Source organism: Allobaculum stercoricanis DSM 13633 (genome assembly GCF_000384195.1).
Taxonomy (GTDB): Bacteria; Bacillota_I; Bacilli_A; order Erysipelotrichales; family Erysipelotrichaceae; genus Allobaculum; species Allobaculum stercoricanis.
The window spans coordinates 364,802-387,860 of sequence record NZ_KB913034.1; the positions used below are offsets into that span (position 1 = coordinate 364,802).

General features: G+C 35.9%; 19 protein-coding genes and 1 pseudogene. 15 read left to right on the top strand and 5 right to left on the bottom strand.

All coding sequences use genetic code 11. The annotated features are described in order from the left end of the window. Positions 1–60 precede the first annotated feature (60 nt). Positions 61–669, bottom strand: a complete 609-nt coding sequence (gene rpsD, locus ALLST_RS0101710; protein WP_019892262.1) for a 30S ribosomal protein S4 — start codon at positions 667–669, stop codon at positions 61–63. 680 nt (positions 670–1,349) lie between these two features. On the opposite strand from rpsD, the gene nagA reads away from it, so the two are divergent. The 8 genes and pseudogenes from nagA to rlmD all read left to right on the top strand — a co-directional run bounded on the left by nagA (position 1,350) and on the right by rlmD (position 11,713). Continuing rightward, positions 1,350–2,486, top strand: coding sequence for an N-acetylglucosamine-6-phosphate deacetylase (nagA, locus tag ALLST_RS0101715; RefSeq protein WP_019892263.1), 1,137 nt, complete (start codon positions 1,350–1,352; stop codon positions 2,484–2,486). Positions 2,487–2,954: 468 nt separating this feature from the next. After that, positions 2,955–4,216 (top strand): annotated as a pseudogene (locus ALLST_RS11810) (IS110 family RNA-guided transposase). A gap of 502 nt (positions 4,217–4,718) precedes the next feature. Further along, positions 4,719–4,958 (top strand): hypothetical protein, encoded by a 240-nt coding sequence (locus tag ALLST_RS0101740; protein WP_019892268.1) that lies wholly within the window; start codon positions 4,719–4,721, stop codon positions 4,956–4,958. Between the two features lie 475 nt (positions 4,959–5,433). After that, positions 5,434–7,218: a septation ring formation regulator EzrA gene (locus ALLST_RS0101750; protein WP_019892270.1), complete on the top strand. Its 1,785-nt coding sequence runs from the start codon at positions 5,434–5,436 to the stop codon at positions 7,216–7,218. Positions 7,219–7,222: 4 nt separating this feature from the next. After that, positions 7,223–8,350, top strand: coding sequence for a cysteine desulfurase family protein (locus tag ALLST_RS0101755; RefSeq protein ID WP_019892271.1), 1,128 nt, complete (start codon positions 7,223–7,225; stop codon positions 8,348–8,350). Further along, positions 8,334–9,536: a tRNA uracil 4-sulfurtransferase ThiI gene (gene thiI / locus ALLST_RS0101760; protein ID WP_019892273.1), complete on the top strand. Its 1,203-nt coding sequence runs from the start codon at positions 8,334–8,336 to the stop codon at positions 9,534–9,536. The genes ALLST_RS0101755 and thiI overlap by 17 nt, the downstream gene beginning before the upstream one ends. 85 nt (positions 9,537–9,621) lie before the next feature. Continuing rightward, complete coding sequence (locus tag ALLST_RS0101765; protein WP_019892274.1) at positions 9,622–10,404, top strand: putative RNA methyltransferase; 783 nt, start codon at positions 9,622–9,624, stop codon at positions 10,402–10,404. Continuing rightward, a complete protein-coding gene (gene rlmD / locus ALLST_RS0101770; RefSeq protein WP_019892275.1) occupies positions 10,388–11,713 on the top strand; it encodes a 23S rRNA (uracil(1939)-C(5))-methyltransferase RlmD in 1,326 nt (441 codons plus the stop codon). The genes ALLST_RS0101765 and rlmD overlap by 17 nt, the downstream gene beginning before the upstream one ends. A 362-nt stretch (positions 11,714–12,075) precedes the next feature. Here rlmD and ALLST_RS0101775 read toward each other — a convergent pair whose 3' ends face one another. Next, entirely contained in the window at positions 12,076–12,621 is a 546-nt protein-coding gene (locus ALLST_RS0101775; protein WP_019892276.1) for a hypothetical protein, read from the bottom strand. Between the two features lie 103 nt (positions 12,622–12,724). Here ALLST_RS0101775 and ALLST_RS0101780 point away from each other — a divergent pair, with 103 nt between their 5' ends. From ALLST_RS0101780 to ALLST_RS0101795, 4 genes are all read left to right on the top strand, one after another. After that, positions 12,725–13,468: a hypothetical protein gene (locus tag ALLST_RS0101780; protein WP_019892277.1), complete on the top strand. Its 744-nt coding sequence runs from the start codon at positions 12,725–12,727 to the stop codon at positions 13,466–13,468. A 188-nt stretch (positions 13,469–13,656) separates the two neighbouring features. Beyond that, positions 13,657–14,031 (top strand): GntR family transcriptional regulator, encoded by a 375-nt coding sequence (locus tag ALLST_RS0101785; RefSeq protein ID WP_019892278.1) that lies wholly within the window; start codon positions 13,657–13,659, stop codon positions 14,029–14,031. Position 14,032: 1 nt separating this feature from the next. Further along, on the top strand, positions 14,033–14,899 hold the full coding sequence (locus ALLST_RS0101790) for an ABC transporter ATP-binding protein (protein WP_019892279.1): 867 nt from the start codon (positions 14,033–14,035) through the stop codon (positions 14,897–14,899). Further along, entirely contained in the window at positions 14,893–15,543 is a 651-nt protein-coding gene (locus ALLST_RS0101795) for an ABC-2 transporter permease (protein WP_019892280.1), read from the top strand. Before ALLST_RS0101790 ends, ALLST_RS0101795 begins: the two co-directional genes overlap by 7 nt. Positions 15,544–15,833: 290 nt before the next feature. Here the strand turns inward: ALLST_RS0101795 and ALLST_RS0101800 are convergent, their stop codons facing one another. Continuing rightward, positions 15,834–16,517 carry a phosphoribosylaminoimidazolesuccinocarboxamide synthase gene (locus ALLST_RS0101800; protein WP_019892281.1) on the bottom strand — a complete coding sequence of 228 codons (684 nt, stop codon included), beginning with the start codon at positions 16,515–16,517 and terminating at the stop codon, positions 15,834–15,836. Between the two features lie 780 nt (positions 16,518–17,297). Here ALLST_RS0101800 and ALLST_RS0101805 point away from each other — a divergent pair. Continuing rightward, positions 17,298–18,764 (top strand): C69 family dipeptidase, encoded by a 1,467-nt coding sequence (locus ALLST_RS0101805; protein WP_019892282.1) that lies wholly within the window; start codon positions 17,298–17,300, stop codon positions 18,762–18,764. An 81-nt stretch (positions 18,765–18,845) separates the two neighbouring features. Here the strand turns inward: ALLST_RS0101805 and ALLST_RS0101810 are convergent, their stop codons facing one another. Next, positions 18,846–19,406 carry a GNAT family N-acetyltransferase gene (locus ALLST_RS0101810; protein ID WP_019892283.1) on the bottom strand — a complete coding sequence of 187 codons (561 nt, stop codon included), beginning with the start codon at positions 19,404–19,406 and terminating at the stop codon, positions 18,846–18,848. Positions 19,407–19,705: 299 nt separating this feature from the next. After that, a complete protein-coding gene (locus ALLST_RS0101815; protein ID WP_019892284.1) occupies positions 19,706–21,127 on the bottom strand; it encodes an amidophosphoribosyltransferase in 1,422 nt (473 codons plus the stop codon). Between the two features lie 338 nt (positions 21,128–21,465). On the opposite strand from ALLST_RS0101815, the gene ALLST_RS0101820 reads away from it, so the two are divergent. Both ALLST_RS0101820 and ALLST_RS0101825 read left to right on the top strand, forming a co-directional pair. Beyond that, a complete protein-coding gene (locus tag ALLST_RS0101820; RefSeq protein ID WP_019892285.1) occupies positions 21,466–22,308 on the top strand; it encodes a zinc ribbon domain-containing protein in 843 nt (280 codons plus the stop codon). A 195-nt stretch (positions 22,309–22,503) separates the two neighbouring features. Continuing rightward, the gene (locus ALLST_RS0101825) at positions 22,504–23,016 is read left to right on the top strand and encodes a gamma carbonic anhydrase family protein (RefSeq protein ID WP_019892286.1); all 513 of its coding nucleotides are present in this window, start codon (positions 22,504–22,506) and stop codon (positions 23,014–23,016) included. Positions 23,017–23,059 lie beyond the last annotated feature (43 nt).

The following is a 23,059-nucleotide window of genomic DNA, read 5'->3' on the forward strand; positions in this document are numbered from 1 at the left end:
AAGCGAAGCCATCCATAAAGGAAGGTTTCGCTTGATCGTCGAGATGACGAATTCGAATTCTTATCTGTTGTAGTACTCAACGATAAGAAGTTCGTTGATTGGCTGATCTTTGAAGAGTTCAGCACGTTCTGGGTAACGAACGTATTTACCTTTTTTAGCATCTTTGTCTACTTCAACGAAGTCAACGAAAGATGTAGCAGCAGCAACTGCATCGTTGATGAAAGCTTTGTTTTTATCTTTTTCAGCAACTTCTACAACCATACCTGGTTTTAATGCGTAAGAAGGGATATCCACTTTTTTACCATCAACAAGGATATGACCGTGGTTAACGAGCTGACGAGCAGCACGACGAGTAGTTGCGAAGCCCATACGATAAACGATGTTATCTAAACGGCTTTCAAGCATAACTAAGAAGTTTTCACCAGTAGCACCAGCTTTTTTGTTAGCTTTTTTGTATAAGTTAGCGAACTGTTTTTCAGAGATCTGATAAACGTTACGGATTCTTTGTTTTTCTTGTTTCTGTAATCCGTAGTTAGTTAATTTTACACGACGTGTTTTACCATGCTGACCTGGAGCATATGGACGTCTTGCAAGTTCTTTTCCTGTTTCTGAAATAGAGAAGTTCAGACGACGGGAAACTTTCCAAGTTGAACCTGTGATTCTAGACATAAATGTTTTCCTCCTATTGTCTTCGAACAAAAACAATAACGGGATACAAATCTTCATTGCGGGTGAAATAGACGATGTTTTCTTCAGCCAGCTTACTGTTACTCGCATCTCTTAAGCTATTTCGCCTTAGCTATGACTTTGTATGCTGTTAATTATTCATGCCGAATTACTATAACAAAGATATGGCTCAAATACAAATGATTTTTTTAAAACTATCAATTACGATTTTATTCGATACTTTAAGGGGATTTTTGATGAAATTGAGCAAGAAAAAGCATGATGAATCAGCGAATACAATACACAAAATGACAAGTGGAATGGGATAAAAAATAGATTGGATAATTCGATTCTGATTCAGAAACTACGCGAAGTGATTTTTTGAGAAAATATGTGGAAAAGTATGCACAACCAAGTACTCATTGAGATCGGGTTTATTGAAATCCTGCGCAATTCAATTAGGAGAACCTAAAAGAAATTTGTGAAAAAAAGTAGAGCAGAAGGTAGCTTTTTAAAAAACTATTTGTCAAAACTCAAAAAGATAGCGTTCGAGTTATAATTCCCATTTTTGACGATTATAATAAATATAGTTCTCTTGTAAAACTTGATTTTAATTCGCTGGTTCGTCAAGAACGTGAATGCAATCAAGTTGAGTAACAAGATAGAAAATGGAGAGTCGAACAATGATTATTCAAAGTAAACGCGTTTGGGTCGTTGACACATGGATGCCTTGTCAAATCGAAACTGAAGGCGAAAAAATTAAAGCAATTCTTCCATATGGCACAAAAACACCAGACGAAGATTATGGCAATGAAAGAGTTGTCCCAGGGTTCTTAGATATCCATACACATGGTGCTTATGGTTGGGATACGAACGATGCAACTGAAGATGGCTTACGCAATTGGATGAAAAACATCGTTAAAGAAGGTGTAACTGGTATTTTGCCAACTACAATTACACAATCTGAAGAAGTATTAACGAATGCAGTTAAAAACGTCGCAAAAGTTGTCCGTGACGGATATGAAGGGGCAGAAATCCTTGGAATTCACTTTGAAGGTCCTTATTTAGACCAAGTTTATAAAGGAGCTCAACCAGAACAATATTGCGTACCAGCTGACGTAGAACAATTCAAACGTTATTGGGAAGCAAGTGATCATTTAATTCGTGTCATCACAATGGCAACAGAACATGATAAAGACTACGCTTTAACTCATTTCTGCGTAGACCATGGTGTTCGTGTCAGCCAAGGTCACTCTTCTGCAACTTACCAACAAGCATTAATGGGTGTTGCCAATGGTGCCATGGGTATGACTCACGTCTACAACGGTATGACTAAATTCCACCACCGTGATCCAGGATTAGTTGGTGCAGCATTACGTTTCAATGACGTTTATGGTGAATTGATCTGTGATGGAAACCACTCCACTTACGAAGCAATCTATGATTTCTACCAAGCAAAAGGTCCTCACCATGCAATTATGATCACTGACTCTTTAATGGTTAAATCTTTACCAGTTGGAACACGCGTTCCATTTGGTGGACAGATGATTACTTTAATGCCTGATGGATCCGCTCATTTAGATGCTGGTTCACTTGCAGGAAGTACATTAAACGTAAATAGAGGATTAGAAATCTTAGTAGAAAAAGCAGGTGTACCTTGGTTAAGTGCGATTAACTCTTGCACAATCAACCCTGCAAGCTACTTAGGATTCGAAGATCGTAAAGGATCTATCCAAGCTGGTAAAGATGCTGACTTAGTTGTTCTTGCGGATAACTACGATGTCATCATGACTTACACTCGCGGTAAAAAAGCATTCTAATTTGTTCGTTCTTGAATAAAACAGAATTGGTCAATTAAGAATAGATCAATCCAATACTGTAATCATTTCCCTTTTAGTCGACATTCTAGATGTCACTAAAAGGGATTTTTTTGTAGATTGAACTTATACACGTTAAATATTCAAATTCATCACAAATTTTTGATAACTGCTTTTGATTTGTTAAATAAATTGTATTGCAAAAAAAATAACCATACAGTCGGGCTCTACCACTCCTGATGTAACCGAGTGAATTTGATCACTCGGTCTTTTTTCTCTTGCTATACTGAAATTAGCGGAAGAGATCGTTGCTTTTTTGAGATTTGATCTCGCAAAAAAAATTGATAGAAGATCTTCTGTATGCACCACTGACTGTTTCGAAACAGAACGAATAATTCGCCCTGCTCGAGAACGTAGAAAAAAATATTAATTCGCAGAAGATCGGCCGCTTTTCTATTTTTGGAGGTAATTATGGAAAGACTATATGCGGTTTGTTGTGGTATCGATGTTCACAAAAAGATTTTGGTTGCTTGTTTGAGAACGAAACAATCTACTGAAATTCGTTCTTTTTGGTGCATCAACTCAAGATCTTCTTGATCTTGTGGATTGGTTAACAGCCAATCAATGCGAAGCTGTAGCGATGGAAAGTACAGCTTCATATTGGAAGCCTGTTTTTAATATTCTTGAAGGCTATGATTTAAAACCCAATGGTTGTCAATGCTCAACACATGAAACAAGTTCCTGGACGAAAAACAGATGTAAAAGATGCTGAATGGATTTCTGATCTGTTAATGAATGGACTTCTTAAACCGAGTTTTATTCCAAATAGACGTCAAAGAGAACTTCGCGAACTATGTAGATACAGAAAATCATTGATCGTTGATTTAGGTGCTGAAAAGAATCGACTTCAGAAAATGTTAGAAGGAGCGAATATCAAACTATCTGGGGACAATATCCGATATTAATGGTAAGAGTGGAAAAGCTCTTCTTGACTATATTGTTTCTGGCGAAATTTTTGACGACGAAGCTTATGAACGACTTCTTGCAGAAAAGTTGATTTCCAAACGATTAAAAGCACCTAAAAAACAATTGATCAAAGATATGCAAGGTTGTATCAGCCCAATTCAGGCAAAGATGATCAAAGTGATTCGAACTCATATTTCAGAACTTGAAGCGCACATCAAAGAACTGAATGACGACATTTCAAATCATCTAAACGAAGAAGAAGAAAACGCAGTTGAATTAATCAAAGACATCCCTGGTATTTTCAGATACGAGTGCACCAAACGATCGTTTCAATCATTGGAAACAGATATGTCCGCGCTTTCCAACAAGCGGAGCTTTGTGTTCATGGGGTGGACTATGTCCTGGAAATCATGAAAGCGCTGGGAAACGAAAGAATGGAAGAACAAACAAGGGAAATAAACTCTTAAGAAGTACTTTAGTTGTCTGTGCTCACTCAGCTGTGTTGAAAAAAGATTCTTACTTTGGAGAAATGTATTAAACGGATTGCCTCACATAGAGGAAAGGAAAAGAGGCTATTGTTGCAGTTGGCACACGCAATATTACAAATCATTTGGCAACTACTCAAAAAGAATGAGAGATATGAAGATTTAGGCTCAGATTACTTTGAAAAGAAAAATCACAAAAATAAGTTAGTATCAACTTTAAAGAAGCTTGAAAATTTTGGAATAACTCTCATGCCAGAACAACTGGCACAAGTAGCCTTCTAGAATTTTACTATTTTATTTTTTCAAAAACGTCAGGGATTTTGTGCGCTTTTTTCTAAAACGTTCGATTTGGTTACAGAAAAAAAACGATAGACTTATTCTTTAAGTAAAGATACGGATGTAATGAATATTTGTGACATAAAACGTAGGGTTAGATTTAGCGATTTAAAAATAATAATGAGTATGTTACGTACGTATAAGACTATCGTGATCTATCCTTTTTTACTTGTTAGATATATCTAATATTCCTATGGTCCATGAGATATATAAAGTTAGATGGATCGCTTTTATGATCAATTACGTATCAAAGGACGTGATGCCAATGACTCATTTAGTACTTTGATCAGCAATGGAAATATAAATGTTCGTTTTGATGAGAATCTATTGCTGATCAAATCAATATAGAACAATTAGGTTTTTTAAATATCGAGAATCATTGAGTTCAGAAAGTTTATCAAATTTGTTTGGCGTTCATCGTTTGCATATCAATGAAAGGAAGATCTTTATGAAGAAACTTAATCCAATAGAAAGAGTGAACAGGCTAATTGGGATGTATGGTATCACGGCAATTGTGGGTCCACTTGTGTTTTATTTAAAACTTCGTTTTGAACTCGCAACCTTACTCTGTATCGTATTTGCAGTTTGGATGTTTTTTGACTATAAGCGATGGAAAAAACGAGCCGAGGAATATGTAGTGATTACTTGTGAGGAATACGATCAGTTGAAGAAAAAAGCTAGTGAATAAGACACTTTACAGGTATGAATCATATTTCGATAATTTTTTGATGATCAAAAAATATATAGAAACTACTGTTATTTAAAATAGCGAACAAAAATACGCAATTTATGAATGGATCAATCTAAATGAGGAGATCGATAGACCTATCTCTGTTGATCTAAGCTGATTATATGATAATGATCAAAAATTGAGCGAGAAACATAGAATAAGAACTTCCTACAAAAAGATCTTATTTAGTTTCTCGCCTTTTTATATGGATGGATAATTCCTTATAAATTTGGTGATAGTCATTTTTGAATCAATCGTTTGGAACGATGAGGATCGTTGAGTTTAGAATATTTATATTTAGCGTTTTCAATTCGATTCATCAATTTGCTATAATGGCAAAATCCGATGCGTTTTTGCACATGAACAATTTTCCTCATGTGCAAAGAGAAAGTCGTTTGTTATAATCTAATCTGAATGCGAAGGGGGAGCTGCAATGGAAAATGCATGGAGCCAGTTTGCTGGATGGTGCAATAGTGCCTATCAATATGTCATAAATCACGTTCCTTTAGAGGTAATGGTTTATATAGCAATTGCCATTTTGATCTTAATTTTAATTTCTGTTGTTTCGAGAATGACGAAAAAAGGTCGAGTGGCCAAAAATCTTGCCCAACTTGAAATGGATGTCGAAGCAATTCGTTCCAATCACTTACAAGATAAATTCTTAAAAGCGGAAGCAATTGCCAAAGCGAATGAAGATTTACAAGAACGCGTGGGAGATATCCGTCCAAAATACGAAATCTGTATTGAGTCGGTCAATACATGCGAAAATCTTTACGAAAAAGCTTTTGATTATTTTTCACGTCACAAATATAAAAAAGCATTACGCGCAATGGATGAAGTTGAAGCGGTTCTGTATGACACAGAAGAGCGAATCAATATTGTTGAACAATCATTAGATCAGATTTTATCTCGCGAAACAGAAGTGAAAACAAAAGCGGATAAAGTGATTGAGCAAGTTGCTGCACAAGAAAAACAATACGAGCAAGTTCGTGAAAGTTTATTGGGTGGCCAAAGCTTCATTGAAGAACGACTCAACAACTTGAAATCAATGCAGGCCGATTTGGAATCTCAAATTGAACAATCACAGTTTAACCTTGCTAAAGAAATCATCGATCAATTAGATGAACAATGCAAACTGTTCGATTCTTACTGCAAAGAATATCCATCTTTATACCAACGTGCAAAAGTAGATATTCCAGCGGGAATTGAACAAGTGAAACAGTTAATCGCAAACTTTGAAGAAGATAAGATTGACCCTTCATATCTCAATGTCGACGATAAACTAGATGCGATTCAAAACGCTCTAGACACAGCTTTAAATCATCTCGATAGCGGTGATTTAGAACAAGCAGCGCCACAAATCGATGCCATTACAGATCAGATTTTGGCTTTGCAAGACGACATTACTCTTGAACAATCCGCATTCCATCAAATTCAATCCAATTTAGAAAGCAACTTTAACGTCGTAGATGATGTAGAACGAGAATTAAACGAAATTACTCGTCTCTATGCTTCAATCAAAGATCGTTTTGGTTTAGAAGATTGGACAAAACGTTTTGCGAAAGCAAGAGAACAGATGGAAGTCTTGAAAAAACAAAAAGATGAAATTCAAGAACAGCTCAAAACGAGCGAATATTTCAGTGTTGAATTGATGGACGGTTATCGTAACTTCTCATTAAAAATCGAAGACTTTGGTAAAGAAGTTAGCGATATGAAGGAATTGTTAGTCGGTGCAAGCAGCGATGATTCACGTGCTCGTAAACAGCTGATTAAATTACAGCTGATTTTAAATGAAGTGCGTTTGAATACAAGCATGCGCCAATTACCAGCGATTTCTGCTTCCTTTAATGAGGATTTAGAAGAAGGGGAAAAGAAAATTGCCAATGTTCAAGCAATTTTGGAAAAATCTCCTTTGGATGTAAATGAACTCAACGAAAACCTCCAAGAAGCAATTGATTTCATTTATAAGCTGTATTCCAATGCTACAAACCTTGTTGGTGTAGCGGTGATGGTTGAAAACGCAATTGTCTTTGGCAACCGTTTCCGTTCTTCTTATCCAGCTTTGGATTCCGATTTAACAAAAGCTGAAATCTGTTTCCAAAATGGTGAATACACTCGTGCGCTCAAAATCGCGATCCAGGCAATCGAAACACTTCATCCGGGAATTTATGAGAAGTTGATTGCCCGCAAAGATCCTGCGGTTATGAACCAGGTTTAATTGGATGATCTATTTCGATAATGCAGCAACCACACCGGTCCATCCGGAAGTTGCTGCTCTTTTTGTTAAATTACTCCAAGAATATGGAAACCCGGATTCCTTACATGCTCTTGGACGCAAAACATCGCATTTATTAGATGAAAGTCGCTTAAGAATTGCCAACATGCTTCATGTGCGTAAAGATGAAATTATCTTTACTTCTTGTGCTTCTGAATCCAATTCGATGGCAATTGTGGGCTATGCACTAGCCAACACAAAACGAGGAAAACGGATTATTACTTCCAATGCTGAGCATTCCTCGAACCAATCGGCAATGAAGTTTTTAGAGCAAATGGGCTTTGAAGTGATCTATTTGCCAATTCATGAAGATGGTCAAATCCATGCTCAAGATGTTGCTAAAGCGATGACAGATGACACAATTTTAGTCAGTCTGATTCATGTTTCGAATGAAATGGGCGCAATTAATGATTTAAGTGCGATTAGTGATGTTGTGCATCAAAACCCAACTTGTGTCTTCCATGGCGATTGTACGCAAAGCTTTGGAAAAATCGATATTCCGATGGATAAACTCGATATGATGACCATGTCTGCGCATAAAATTCATGGCGTAAAAGGCTCGGCCTTGTTGTATAAAAAATTCAATATTGAATTACAACCATTACTTTTTGGAGGTCAACAAGAACAAGGGTTGCGTGGGGGAACAGAAAATGCGCCAACGCATATTGCCCTAGCAAAAACGATTCGCCTTGCCTTACAAGAACAAGAAGCAACACAAAAGAAAATCAAAACAATTAAGGATCATTTGATTACTCGCTTACAAGAAATTGAAGGAGCAAAAGTCCTTTCCCCAAAAGATGGTGCTGATTCAATTCTTTGCGTATGTTTTGATCAGATGACAAGCCAAGTTTTACAAAATGCGTTAGATGAAAGAGGAATTTGCGTATCTGCAATTAGTACATGTGAATCGAAACATGCTGGTCCGAATCCTGTTTTAATCAATATGGGATGCACACAAAAGGAAGCAACGCATAATATTCGATTATCTTTTTCTAACCAAAATACATTAAAAGAAGCCGATCAATTTATTGATACAGTAAAGGAGATTATTGCCGCATATGGATTACCGCTATGATCACATTTTGATTCGATACGGGGAATTGTCCTTAAAAGGAAAAAACCGTAAAAACTTTATTCATCGTTTATCCGATAATCTCAAAAAAGCGTTGAAAGGATTTCCCACACTTGAATTTGAAGCGCAATATGACCGGATGTATGTTTATCTTCATCAAGAAGATTGTGATGCGGTTTGTGAAGTCATCGCCAAAGTGTTTGGAATTTCCTCTTTCTCACCAGCAATGAAAGTGGAACCAACAATGGAAGCTGTTTTAGATTCCATTAATCAAGCGATCGATTTAAGTACTCCACATACATTCAAAGTCAAAGCAAGACGTCATGATAAATCATTTGAATTGAATTCTGATGCGATTAACCGTGCAGTTGCGACGCAAATCTTAAAAAACAGTGATTGGAAAGTTAACGTTCATCATCCTGAAGTGACAATTTTAATTGAAGTTCGTGCAGATGCAATTTATGTGATGACGGAAAAAATTGAAGGTGCTGGTGGTTTTCCAGTCGGTGTTGGCGGAAGAGCAATGGTTCTTCTTTCCGGTGGAATCGACTCACCTGTTGCCGCTTATTTAATGATGAAACGTGGAATTCATTTAGAAGCGATTCACTTTGCTGCTCCACCATATACAAGTGCTGAAGCCCGTGATAAAGTCTTCCAATTAGCTAGACTCATCGCTCCTTATCAAGGGGATCTCGTTGTTCATGTTGTACCATTTACGACATTACAATTAGCGATCTATCAGCATGCTCCAGAAAGTTATGCGATCACTTTGATGCGTCGGATGATGATGCGCATTGCTGATGGTTTAGCGCAAAAACGTCATTGCCTAGCAATCGGAACAGGCGAAAGTGTAGGCCAAGTTGCTTCCCAAACATTGGAAAGTATGAACTGTATTAATGCAGTAACCAATATGCCAATGATTCGTCCAGTTGTTTGTATGGACAAAGTCGAAATTATCGACATCGCCCGTCATATCGGAACATATGAAACGTCCATTTTGCCATTTGAAGATTGCTGTACAATCTTTACGCCTAAAGCGCCAGTCACAAAACCAAGAAAAGAAAAATGTGAAGCCTATGAAGCAAGATGGGATTGGCAAGAAATGGTTGACGATTGCATCAATATGGCAGAAATGGTTCGAATTAGCTTCAAAGATGAAGTGAAAAACGAAGAAGAAGATTTATTCTAAATCATAGATTTTATCCAGTCTGAACATCTTTAGCTTTGTTCAGACTTTTTTAAAAAGGAAAAGAAAAGAACAGTACAATAAACTCATGAATTGTCCAATTTGTCATGAACCCTTAACTTTAGAAGGGAAATCATATCAATGTAAAAATAAGCATACTTTCGATCGTGCCAAATCAGGGTATGTGAATTTATCACGGAAACAAAAAGCTTCTGGTGACAATAAGCTGATGGTCCAAGCGCGAAGTGAGTTTTTAGAAAGTGGTTATTACGCATTTCTAAAAGATGAACTTCAAAAATTAATGTCTAAACATCAACCGAAATGTTATTTAGATTTAGGTTGTGGACAAGGCTATTACACAAAAGATTTATCGCAATATGCAAAGTCTGCTTATGGAATCGATTTAAGCGTACCTGCCATCACGCATGCCTCTAAAATCGATAAACATACACAATATATCGTGGGCAGTATTTATGACTTGCCTTTTGAAGGTCAAGAAATGGATTTGTTGACATCCATTTTTACACCGATTCCAACTAAGGAAGCAGCTCGGGTGTTAAAGCCAACAGGCTATCTTGTAACGGTAACACCAGGCAAGATGCATCATGTTGAACTCAAAGAACAACTTTATGAAAATGTTCGTTATAACCCGCCTTTAAAACCATTAGAGGGATTTGAGCTCGTTGAACAACAAGAAATTTCGCAGGTGCATCATGTCCAAGATGTCATGGCTTTGTTGAAAATGACACCATATTTTTATAAAACGCCAAAAGAAGCGATCGAAAAACTGCAAGCCAATCAACAAGGTCTTGCGATCACATTTCATTTTGTGATCAGTACCTGGAGGAAAATAGATGAAAACAAAAATTAAAAAATGGGGGATCAATGGTGAAGGGATTGCCTATTCACATAAGAAGACAATCTTTGTCGACCATGCAATTCCAGGAGAAGTTGTCGACATTGAAATTGTTGAAGATTTACCTAAATATTCAAATGCTGAGGTAAAAGAAGTCATTGAACCTTCACCTCGTCGTCGTATGCATCCCATTTGTCCAAAGTGGGAAAGTTGTGGCGGTTGTTCGATCATTCATGTGGATTATAAAGGCCAAGTTCGCATGAAAGAACAAGTGCTGAAAGAAGCGCTACGTAAATATGCCAATTATGAGGGCAAAGTTGAGCCAATCATTAAAAACCCAGAACCACTCGGTTATCGCAATGCCTGCAAGCTTCCGTTTGGTCATGTGAACGGAAAAATTTGCACAGGAATGTACAAAAAAGGCAGCAATGAGTTTGTGGCGGTGGATCGTTGCTTGATTCATTCTAAAAAACTTGAAAAAGTGCGTATTGAATTGATGGATATTTTTGCGCAATACGACTTACCCGTTGCAGCAAATGCAAAACAACCAGGATTACTTGCTCTTGTTTTAAAAGAATTTGATGAACAAGTTCACGTTACATTTGTGAGCGGTCAGATGAATATCCCTCAGGAATTAGTGGATCAGATTTTAGCGCTTGAAGATGTTGTTTCTGTTTGGCAATCAATCAAAGATGAAGACGTTGCCGATTATGAACTCTTTGGAAAAACGGTGACACATTTAGGCGGACAAGAGCAATTGAGTTTAAAACTTGCTGATTATCAGTTGAATTTACTTCCTAAATCATTCTTCCAACTGAATACCAAACAAGCGATTGCCTTGTATCAGACAATTGCGACATGGATTCCTGAACATTCACATTTCTTAGTGGAAGCTTATTCAGGTGTTGGTGCAATTTCTTTATTTGTGGCTGACCATGCCGATCAAGTAGTTGGAATTGAATATATTGCGGATGCTGTTGACAATGCCAATACGAATGCAAAATTGAATGGAAAAGACAATGTATCTTTTATTTGTGGTGATGCAGGTGAGGAAATGGAAAAACTGATCGCCAAGCAAAGTATTGATACATTAATTGTCGATCCGCCACGTAGTGGATTAAACAAAAAAATGAAAGATTCTATTTTAAAATCGTTACCAGAATCATTAATTTATGTTTCTTGTAATCCAGCTACATTAGGAAAAGATTTAAAAGATTTACAACGAGCATATGAAATCAAACGTGTTCAACCATTTGATTTCTTCTCACAAACTGCTCATGTGGAGACAGCAGTTTTACTCTCTAGACGAAAATCGAAAAAATAGAATACAAAATATAGAAGAAATGAAATAAAGCTCCCAATTTAACAGGGTGTTTCTAATCGAGCTTCATAATGAACATCCAGCAAATGTCTTTTCAAAAGGCAAATTTGCTGGATTTTTTTGTTATAGATTTTTAGCACAAGGGAAAACTGTTTTGGAATCGAATTGGAATTGATCCATATAAATCATTGTAGACAAGTTTGATTTATAGATGATTCCACACGATTTTTCATAGAGTCTTAATTCTGTATGGGTCAAAAAAATCCGAAAGGGTAGAAGTCACCTTTCGGATTGCGTGTTAAATAATTGAAAAAGCCGTTAAAAATACCTGATATTTCTTGGGATGTTCGATTTGGAAAATGATTTCACCAAACTTTAGTTGAATAGTCAAATCCGATGAACTGCTTAACTGTGGCAGTTCCAGCGTCTTTCCAAAAGTTACAACCCACTGTTCCAGACCAATATCTTTGTAATTTCACATTATATATTTGATACTTTGGTCTCGCATAAATTGCACCTCGTTGCCCTTTGTTTAAGGGAAGAGAGTAACTTGCTGTCATGGTCGAAGAAGCAGTAGCATTAAAGCCAACAGCAGATGAAATAGTGGCATATGCAGATGTTACGGTATCACTTACACTATTTGAATAAGTTAGAGATTTTGAAGCTGATAATGTTTCGCCGTTTTTTGATGCACCTGTCCTGTTCGATGCTACTTCGACAAAGGAACCATAACTAATACCTGCTTTACTGACTCCAGTAGATCTGAATGAATTGGTTGGATTACAGTCTATGACCTCGCATACTTGAGGAGTGCTTTTAGGATTTGATGCATGGATTGGTGCATTTATCATACCTGTAACGATCAATGTGGAAGTAGATAAACTAAGCAATAATGATTCGCGTTTTTTCATATTGTTTCTCCTTTCTAATTTAGTTATTGCCTAATTACCTTTTATACAAAAAAATATATAGATCTACAAAAATAATGATAATCTATAAATAGGAGGTGAAGTTATGAAGAAAAAGAGTTTAATCTCAATAGCAGTTTTACTTATGTCATGCTTGCTTGTTTATCTGCTGTGGGATCACACCAATAATAGAAATGATAATAAAAGTGAAAACCACGTAAAGCCTTATTTCGAAACTCCTTCGATTCATACTTGTTCTAATTCTAGCGATCTGTTTTTTGAACTAAGATATGTAGAAAAATCTAAAAATGAGGAGGGAATTGAATGTAATATCGGAATATCAAATGAGAAAGTGTCAATTAAACGAACATCCATAAAGTCAATTACAGCAAATGACAATACGATATACACTATTAGTTTTTATTTAAATACCCCACCAGGGGAAGCGTTATTTGATTTAAACGTGGCTATTAATGGAGAGAATTATGTAATCAAAAATATTACAAATCATAATTTTAATACTGAAGAGATTGTGCCTCGCTCTATTCATGCTTCTGAAACATTTATTCCGCTCACAGATTCGGATTTAAATGAGTTTGTGAACCGCATTACATTAGATAATAAGGACATTACTAATATTGAGTTCGGTGTCTTGTCAGAGAAATTAGTTTCTGTCGATAAAATCGATTCTCATTCTGCTGATATTGTTACGGAAGCAACAGAGCCAGGGATTGTTGGCTACTATATTGTTGAAAATAACCAAAAAGCATGTATCTCTAATGTCTATCATACCTATGAATTATCCAATTATGACGAAATGTTGGAATCAGCAACAAATAGCGATCAGTGATCATATTATGATGGGCGTGCCAGCTTTGTTGAATTAGGATTTTTAAAGTGATGTCAAAAGAGGTCCAGTTATTAAGCTGGACTTTTCATCTGCCTATACTGTACATACTATATATTGACAGTATTAACAGGGTGGCATATACTGTACATGTAATATATATACAGTATATAAGATTACGAGGTGAAACGATGGAAATAATACTTAGTAATTCAAGTTCGAAGCCGATTTATGAGCAGATAGTTCTTCAAATAAAAGAAATGATTATGAACGGAGAATTGAAAGCTAACGACCCGTTACCTTCAATGAGAAAGTTAGCAAAAGATTTACACGTTAGCATTATCACAACACAAAGAGCTTACGATGAATTATCTAAGGATGGATTTATTCATGTTATTCCTGCAAAGGGAGCATTTGTATCAGAACAGAACAAAGATTTTATTCGCGAAGAAAATCTGCGCAGAATTGAAAAACAAATGGAAGAAATATGCATATTGGCTAAACAAACCGGAATAACTAAAGAAGAAATAGAAGAATTACTTCATTTGGTATATGAGGAAAACTGACATGGAAAACGTAATTGAAATAAAAAATCTGAATAAAATATATGATGATTTTCGTTTAGAAAATATAACTTTAAATATATCTAGAGGAAGTGTTGTGGGATTGATTGGCGAAAATGGTGCTGGCAAATCAACGCTCATTCGTTCTCTTTTAGGAGTTATTAAAAGTTCGTCTGATGAGCTTAAAATATTTGGATTAGATCTAAAAACAGATGAAATAAATATTAAGAAAGATATTGCGGTGATATTTGATCAGACGCACTATGATGAAGAGTTTTCGCCTAAGTTTATAGGAAAGATGTTAAGTAAAGTCTATTCTAACTGGGATCAAAAGATGTTTTTAGAATATTTAACGCAATTTCAGCTACCTTTGAAAAAGAAAATCAAAAAGTTTTCTCGAGGAATGAAAATGAAACTGGAGTTTGCGATTGCCTTTAGTCATGGTGCAAAATTACTGGTTTTAGATGAGGCAACAAGTGGACTAGATCCAATAGCTCGTGACGAAATATTATCCATTATTCGCAAGTATACCGAGGATGAAAATCATTCGGTATTGATTTCATCTCATATAACTAGCGATTTAGATAAGATCTCTGATTATATTGTCTATATTCATAATGGAAAATTGATGTTTATGAAGCCATATGAAGAATTAAGAGAAGATTATGGCATTATTCATGCGGGAAAAGAATTATTAGATTCATTGGATCATGATGATGTTGTGGGGATTAAAAAAGAATCATATAGCTATACGATTTTGGTTAAAAATCGCACGTCAATTCAAAATGTTTTTGAAGATTTAGAAATTATAAGACCAACTATCGAAGAAATGATGCTGTTTTATTCTGAGAAAGGAGTCGAATTATGCTAGGCATAATGTTAAAGGATTTTTATCAAGCTTTCTGCAACAGAAAGAATCTAATCAATTGTTTTTTTGGTTTTTTAACTTACTTTGTCTTGTTTTTTGCAATGCCGAGTAAGTATATTGTTATGCTTTTAGTTTGTTTAACAATCCCAATGATTAGTGTTTCACCGTTGCAATATTCAATCGAAAGAGATGAGTTGTCTAAGTTTGATCAGATTATATTGACATATCCAATTTCGAAGAAAAAAATAGTGGTCACTAAACTTTTAGAGACTTATATTTTCTCTTTTGTATGCTTATTCACGCTCTCTATTCCCATTGTATTGACTGCTGTGTATGGATATAAATTTTTGGATTTTAACGATGGATTACTCATTCTAGTTGAAAGTGCAATTTTCACATTGATCATGTTACCAATAAACAATGCAGGTTTTATGATGTTAGGAAATAAGAAAGGCACCATTATGTATGTGGTGATATTGAGTTTTTTTGTTATAGGTTTTCTTATCCTAAATTTTGCAGTTGGGGTTGAACAGTTGTTGTCCATTTCTCTTTATCAGTGGTTATTTTATGGAGGGATGCTAGCTGTTATTTTGAATATTGCAGGATATTTTGCTTGCTTAAAAATATATGATATTAGACATTCCTAGAATTGTAAAAGTGATTAAGGATTTGAAAAAATATGAATCAACAGACATGAACATATGAAAGAATCTATTTGTAAAGAAGATATGCAAATAGATAGTAATTTGCAAGATCGATCGGTACTGATCGTCGGTTTTGATTCATAAAAATTGAAAATTGCCTAATGATATTCTGTTTGGTATGTGAGAGATAGATTTGCTTTATTGAGCAAGTTTATCTCTTTTTTTAGTATTAATGTATGGAAACAGTTCAAAAAAAGGGGCCCTTTGGCCCCTGTTGTTTTTATGAAGATTAATTAGCGATTGTTGATAATTTTTGTTAATTCAACTGGATCAACGATTTTACCGTCTTTGTAAACACGCATGTTTCCAGAAGCGATTTCGTCAATCAGGATAACTTCGTCATTGTTATAACCAAATTCGAATTTGATATCCCATAAATCAAGACCGATAGATTTTAAATCATCAGCAACGATTTTAGTGATTTTTAAAGTCTGTTCTTTCATGCTTTCGAACATTTCTGGAGTCATGATGCCTAAAGCAGCAAGACCTTCACCAGTTACAAGTGGATCACCTAATTCATCATTTTTGAATGTGCATTCAACATATCCACCTTCAAGAACAGTACCATCTTGGATATATTCTCCATATCTACGAATAAAGCTTCCTGTCGCAACTAAACGGCAGATGACTTCAAGTCCGTGTCCAAATACTGTTGCAGGTAAAACTTCCATAGTAGCATCTTCTAAATTAGCACTTACATAGTGAGTTTTGATTCCTGCTTTTTTGAGTAATTCAAAATAGTGGATAGATGTTTCAAGGTTTGCTTTTCCGATTCCTTCAATAGTTAATCCGACAGCGTTTTCACCTGGATCAAATACTCCATCTTTTCCTGTGCAGTCGTCTTTAAACTTCAACATTACGTTTCCGTTATCGAGGCTGTAAACGTCTTTAGTTTTTCCTTCGTAGATTTTTTTCATTTCTATAGTGTCCTTTCATTTGGGTATAACTCTATAACTCTGTGTTAAAACTCTACATGCATTTTTAACACAATATATTTATCACAAAAAAAGGGGAGAAAAAAGACCATTCAACATGTTTAATTCGGTCTTTCGATTTTTTGATTATTCAAACGAATAAGTAACTAGATTAAAGAAAAAAATGAATGATGAAAGAATGTAAGATAGATGAAACACATGTCTAATAAGATGTGAAATGTTTTTTTTGCGAAAGCGCTTAAAATCATAAAATGAAAAAGAAACGAGATGGAAACAAAATGGATTAAAAGCGCATACAGAAAGTTAGATCTTCCCTTGTTTAAAGATCTTTTTCCAGTTTTATTCGATATGAGAAAAACAATAAAAAACAAGTGAAATCTTAACGATTCATTGTGGAATTTATGATGTGAAATTGCCTGAAATTTATCAAATACCTTTTGTTTCCTTAGCGTTTTCATTTATGAATTTATTGATCTTCAATAATACTCAGCATGACCATTTTCATCATGCAAATATGGGTTTGTTTTTTTATAGGAGGACCATAGAAATGACGAATTTCATTATTCAGCTTTCTTTTAAAACGAGGAAATCGGACAGTAAAGATTATTTGTTAAAAGAATAGATGTGAAATATGTTTTTTCAGTGCTGAAAGCCTAATTATGAGCATTCTGGATCAAACAAGAATAGAATGAATAAGGAAGATTGTTTTGCAAATAGAAGAGAGGAAACAATCCAAAGATTAGAGTAAAGGAGGAGAAAAATATGGCTTGTACAACAATTCTTGTTGGTAAAAAAGCAACTTATAATGGCTCAACAATGATTTCACGAAATGATGACAATCCTACCGGATCTTTTGCGGTGAAAAAATTTAAAGTTGTTGAACCAAATGAACAACCTCGCGAATATCATTCGGTGATTTCGCATTGCACAATTGCACTTCCTGATGATCCTATGCGTTATACCGCTGTTCCAAATGTAAACCCAGAAGCAAAGGGAATTTGGGCAGCAGCGGGAATCAATAGTGCAAATGTCGCAATGACTGCAACAGAAACATTAACCACAAATCAGCGTGTTTTAGCCGCTGACCCTTTAGTGGTTTACCAAGAAGCAACTGATACAACTTCAGAACAAATTGGAGGTATTGGGGAAGAAGATATCGTCGTTCTTGTTTTACCTTATATCCATTCGGCTCGCGAAGGAGTCAAACGATTAGGAATGTTATTGGAACAATACGGTACATATGAAAATAACGGAATCGCTTTTGCGGATCATGATGAAGTTTGGTATTTAGAAACGGTCGGTGGCCATCACTGGATCGCTCGTAAATTACCAGATGATTGTTATACAGTGATCGCAAACCAATTCTCATTAGATGAATTTGATTTAGACGATGCAACAGGCGAACAGAAAGAATTTATGGCCAGTGCCGATATTGTTGAATTTATCAATCAGAATCATTTGAATTTATCCAAAGGTCAATTTAATGCACGCCTCGCTTTTGGAAGTCATTCCGATTCTGATCACATCTATAACACGCCACGTGTTTGGTATGGTCAACGCTACTTCAACCGCCAAGATCCAACTTGGACAAACGATGGTTTGTTAACAGGACCAGAAAGTGATGTTTTACCTTGGTGTCGTCAACCAGATCATTTGATCACGGTTGAAGATGTGAAATATGTTCAATCTTCCACTTATCAAGGAACACCATATAGTGTTTACTCCAAATCGGCGCAAGCCAACATCTACCGTTCCATTGGTGTAAATCGCACGAGCTTTTTAGGTGTAGCAGAACTTCGCAATGATGTTCCTCGTGAAGTAAGCTGTATTCAATGGATTGCTTTTGCATCCAACGTTTACAATGCATTAGTGCCAATTTATACCAACTGCACGAAAGTGCCTGAATATATTGGCAATACAACTTTACAAGTGAATACGAATAACTTCTATTGGGCAAATCGCCTCATCGGTGCAATCGCCGATCCTCATCATGACACGACGATTGTTAGTGTAGAAAGATACCAAGAAGCATTAGAATCTGCTTGTCGACAAGTGATCAATGAAGGAGAAAAATCTTTCCAATCCAATTGCGATGCCATTGAATTCTGTAATGCACAAAATCAGAAGATTGTTGATCTTGTGCAAAAATATACGGATCGATTACTCAATGAAGTTTTATTTACAAGCTCTTGCCTCATGCAAAATAGCTACAGCCGTTCAGATAACTAAATTGTTGAATTAAAAAGAAATCAAAAAACACGATCTGCATAACAAGGTCCATTGGGCCATGTTCTCGATCGTGTTTTCTTTTTATAAGATAGGATTGGAAAAAGAAGAGTTTTGCGAATCAGTGTGAGATCGGACGTTTTGCATCGCTTGCATATCTTCAGGAGTGATTTGATAGGCTAAACGTTGCGTACCATCATCTGTATAAATTATGCCGCAATAGGTGAATCCATAACGTAAAATGAGTTTTTGCATAATTTGATTATCAGGATGCGTATCAATTCTTACGTTTTGGCATTGTTGGAAACAAAAGCGGATCAGCTCTTTAAAAAAGCCATGTCTTTTGTGTGTGGAGGCGATACGATGAATCGTCGCATAAGGTTCATGATTGCGCCAATGACCATTTTCAATTAAATCGTAGGTAGGATCATCACCAAAAATCAAAGAGAAGACACCAAGAATTTCCCCTTGATCTTCAACAATATAAGATTGGCCTAGAATAATGTCATTGTAGATCAAAGATTGATTTGGACGATTATCGTTCCATTGATGAGGATTTCCTGTTTCTTTCATGAAGCGACGGGCATGTTCAAAGATGTCTAAAAGGACAGGAATGTCTTGAGCGGTTGTATGGCGAACGTTCATAATAAATCTCACTTTCTATTTTGAAAAATCATTAAAAAAGAAATTGAAAATGTCTTTTCGATTTATCTACAAAATATAAACAAGCAAGAATCTAAAGTTTTCATTGGGTAAACAAAAATTGTTGCTTGAACATTGATAAGGATTATATCGATTTCTATTTTATCTTTAACCTCTTTTGATGAAGAAGATAAAACTCTTTTCTTTTTAGATCAAAACAAGATGTTCGAAATCCCTTACAAGAAAAGGGCGTTTTTAAAAAAAGTCCCAAATATTTGGGACTTTTGAAGGTATAGAGAATGTTATTCAATACCATCGAAACAATATGTGCAAAGTTTGCATTTTGGCAAGCCGATTGATTTTACCAAGTCGTCAAGACGATGGTAACGCAGGCTTGTAAAGTTGGAACGTTGACGAATTGCTTCAAGCATATTGGCATAGCGTTCGCTATCTGGGTTTGTGTATTCAGCCAATACTTCTGCAGAAGGTTCGCCACCTTCTAATTCTTGAATGACACGACGAGTGATTAAATCTAACTCAGATGAAGAGCGGGAGAAGTTCAAATATTTGCAGCCGTATACAATAGGTGGACATGCAGGACGAACATGGACTTCCTTAGCTCCAGAATCGTAAAGGAATTTTGTTGTTTTACCAAGCTGTGTACCACGAACGATTGAGTCATCGATTAATAACAAGCGACGATCTTCAATCATTTCATGAACTGGGATCAGCTTCATTGAAGCAATACGATTACGCTGTTTTTGGCTAGTTGGCATGAATGAACGAGGCCAAGTTGGTGTGTATTTAATAAATGGACGTGCATAAGGTAAATGAGTCTCATTTGCGTAACCAATCGCATGGGCGATACCTGAATCTGGAACCCCAGCAACGCAATCTACGTGATCTTTTAAAAGGTTATCGCGTTGTGCTAATAACTTACCGCAGTTGTTACGCATCAATTCAACGTTAACGCCTTCGTAAGTCGATGTTGGGTATCCATAGTAAACCCAAAGGAAAGAACAGATTTTCATCTCTTCTGTAGCCGGTTTTAAAACCGTAACCGCATCGCTAGTCAGCTCAACAATTTCGGAAGGACCTAATTCCTTGTAGTTTTTATAACCTAAGTTGATAAAAGAATGGCTTTCGAATGCACAACAATAACCAGATCCATCCATTTTTTCACCAACGACAATAGGCGTACGTCCATATTTGTCTCGTGCTGCAATAACGCTGTGTTCAGTTAACAATAAAATAGAGAGCGACCCATCAATCAAGGACTGTAAATATTCAATCCCTTCAACAATGGAATCTTTTAAACAAATAATCGCAGCAGCAACTTCTGTTGGATTAATTTCACCTGTTGTCATTTCATAGAAATAGTTCATTCCATTTTGGAAACAAAGGTGTTCAAGTTCTTTTAAGTTGTTAATACGACCAACTGTAGTGATCGCAAAAGAACCAAATTTGCTACGAACTAATAAAGGTTGTGCTTCGTAGTCAGAAATACAGCCGATACCTAAATTACCGGAAAATTGGTCTAATTCACCATCGAATTTTGTACGGAATGGGGAGTTAGTAATATCGTGAATAGAACGGGAAAAACCGTTTTCACCATGTGTACAAAGACCTGCACGGCGTGTTCCTAAATGTGAATGGTAGTCAGTACCGAAAAACAAATCTAAGACACAATCTTCTTTTAAAGCAGCTCCAAAAAATCCACTCATGATCATTTCCTCCTGCTCGAATGAAAAAGAAATGGATCGTGAACAATCCACTTCTAAAAAGTATTTTAACAAAAATCGAATTCGTAACAGGGGGGAAGTGAGCGAGCTTAAACAATTTCCTTTCATTTTGTACTGAAAAGTGAAATTGATCAGCATTCTGCTCAAAAAATAGAAGAATTATGCCAGGAATTGACTCGGATCAGATAATTTATAGAGAGAAATCAGACAGATTGAATAAAAAACGCTCTTTTTTCACGAATGTTTACTCAATATTAAGAATTTGTTACAAAAATCTAACGTAAGTGTTGGGTATCATGTAATCAAAGGGAGGAAAATACATGAAATGTCCAAAATGTAATTACGATAATCCATCGGGAATTCGCTATTGTCTAAGATGTAATTCATCACTAATCCCCCCTATCCCTCAAGAAACAAAACCACAACAAGTTCAAAAAGCAGATCAAAAATTATTTCCAGTCGTTATTGTGATTATTGTCATTGTCGTGATGATGGCGATCGTTGCTCTTTCTGTTATGAGTATTTTTATTGGCCATATGCAAACGAGTCGCGTTATGCAAGAAATGGTGACTTCATACAGTGAAGAAACATCAGAGTTTGCCGATTTATCCGAACGCTTGTTATATATTCCCGGAACGGATTTGGTCATTGAATTTCCAGAGTATGTGGATTATGTCTACGATTATTCAGAAGATACAGATCAGTTATTATTTGAAATTAAAACGGAAGACAATTTAACGATCACATTTACTTCTTCGCCAATTGATGCTGGATCCTATACGAAGAGTGAAACGCAATCCAGTTTACAAAAAAATGGCTTGTACTATTCGATTGAAGGTTCAGAAAATGAGTATTACTATATTCTTCCTTCAAAACATGGAACGGTATATGGAACAATTATTGATTCATATTCCAACCACTTAGTGAATATTACAGTCGTCGATAATGCATATGTCGAAAATGAATTGCCGGATGAATATTCAGAGACTGAAGGAATTACGGATTCTCTAGAAGATTCACAACAATCGATGATCAATGAAAGTGATCAAGAAGATACGACAAGTGAAGAACAAAGCAATTCTTCGTATGAACAAGACCAACACGTGAACGATCGTTGTCTGTTCGCTCTTGAAGAAATTATGGAATCTACAAATATTGGATAAAATAGAAATATAACGATGTAAAAGACAGATCACTCATCTTTGTGCAATCTGTCTTTTTATTTTTGTCTGGACGTTTGAGGTGTGAATTTTGAATTGGGCAGGACAAGTTCAAAACGATTGCGCAAATTGACTGCGTAAATTGCTAGAATTTCGTAATATCAAAATTGAACCAGACATAATCGATAGAAAGGATGAATGAATATGAATTGGGCAGATCAAGATCAAAACGATAAGTGGTCAAATAAACCTATGTATCAAGGAAAAAACGTAGTGATTGAGGGGGATGTTCGATTTGGTAGGGACACATCCGTTTGGCATAATGCGGTAGTTCGAACAGAAAGCGAACCAATTACGATTGGCCATGCAACAAATATTCAAGATGGATGTATTCTGCATACGGATGCGAATTATCCAATTCATATTGGCCAACATGTTACGATTGGTCATGGCGCAATTATCCATGGAGCAATGATTGAAGACGATTGTTTAATTGGAATGGGGGCAATTGTATTAAATGGAGCCCATTTACAAAAAGGTTGTTTAGTCGGTGCGGGAACGCTAATTCCCGAACATAAAACAATTGAAGCGGGTTCATTAGTCGTGGGTGTACCCGGAAAAGTGATTCGCAAACTGAGTCCACAAGATATTGAACAACAGCGCCAAAACGCTTTTCATTACGTATGTGAAGCCAAGAAAAAGCAGCTTTAGATCAAAAATGAAACAATCATTGTGATAAATGAGCAAACCGAGA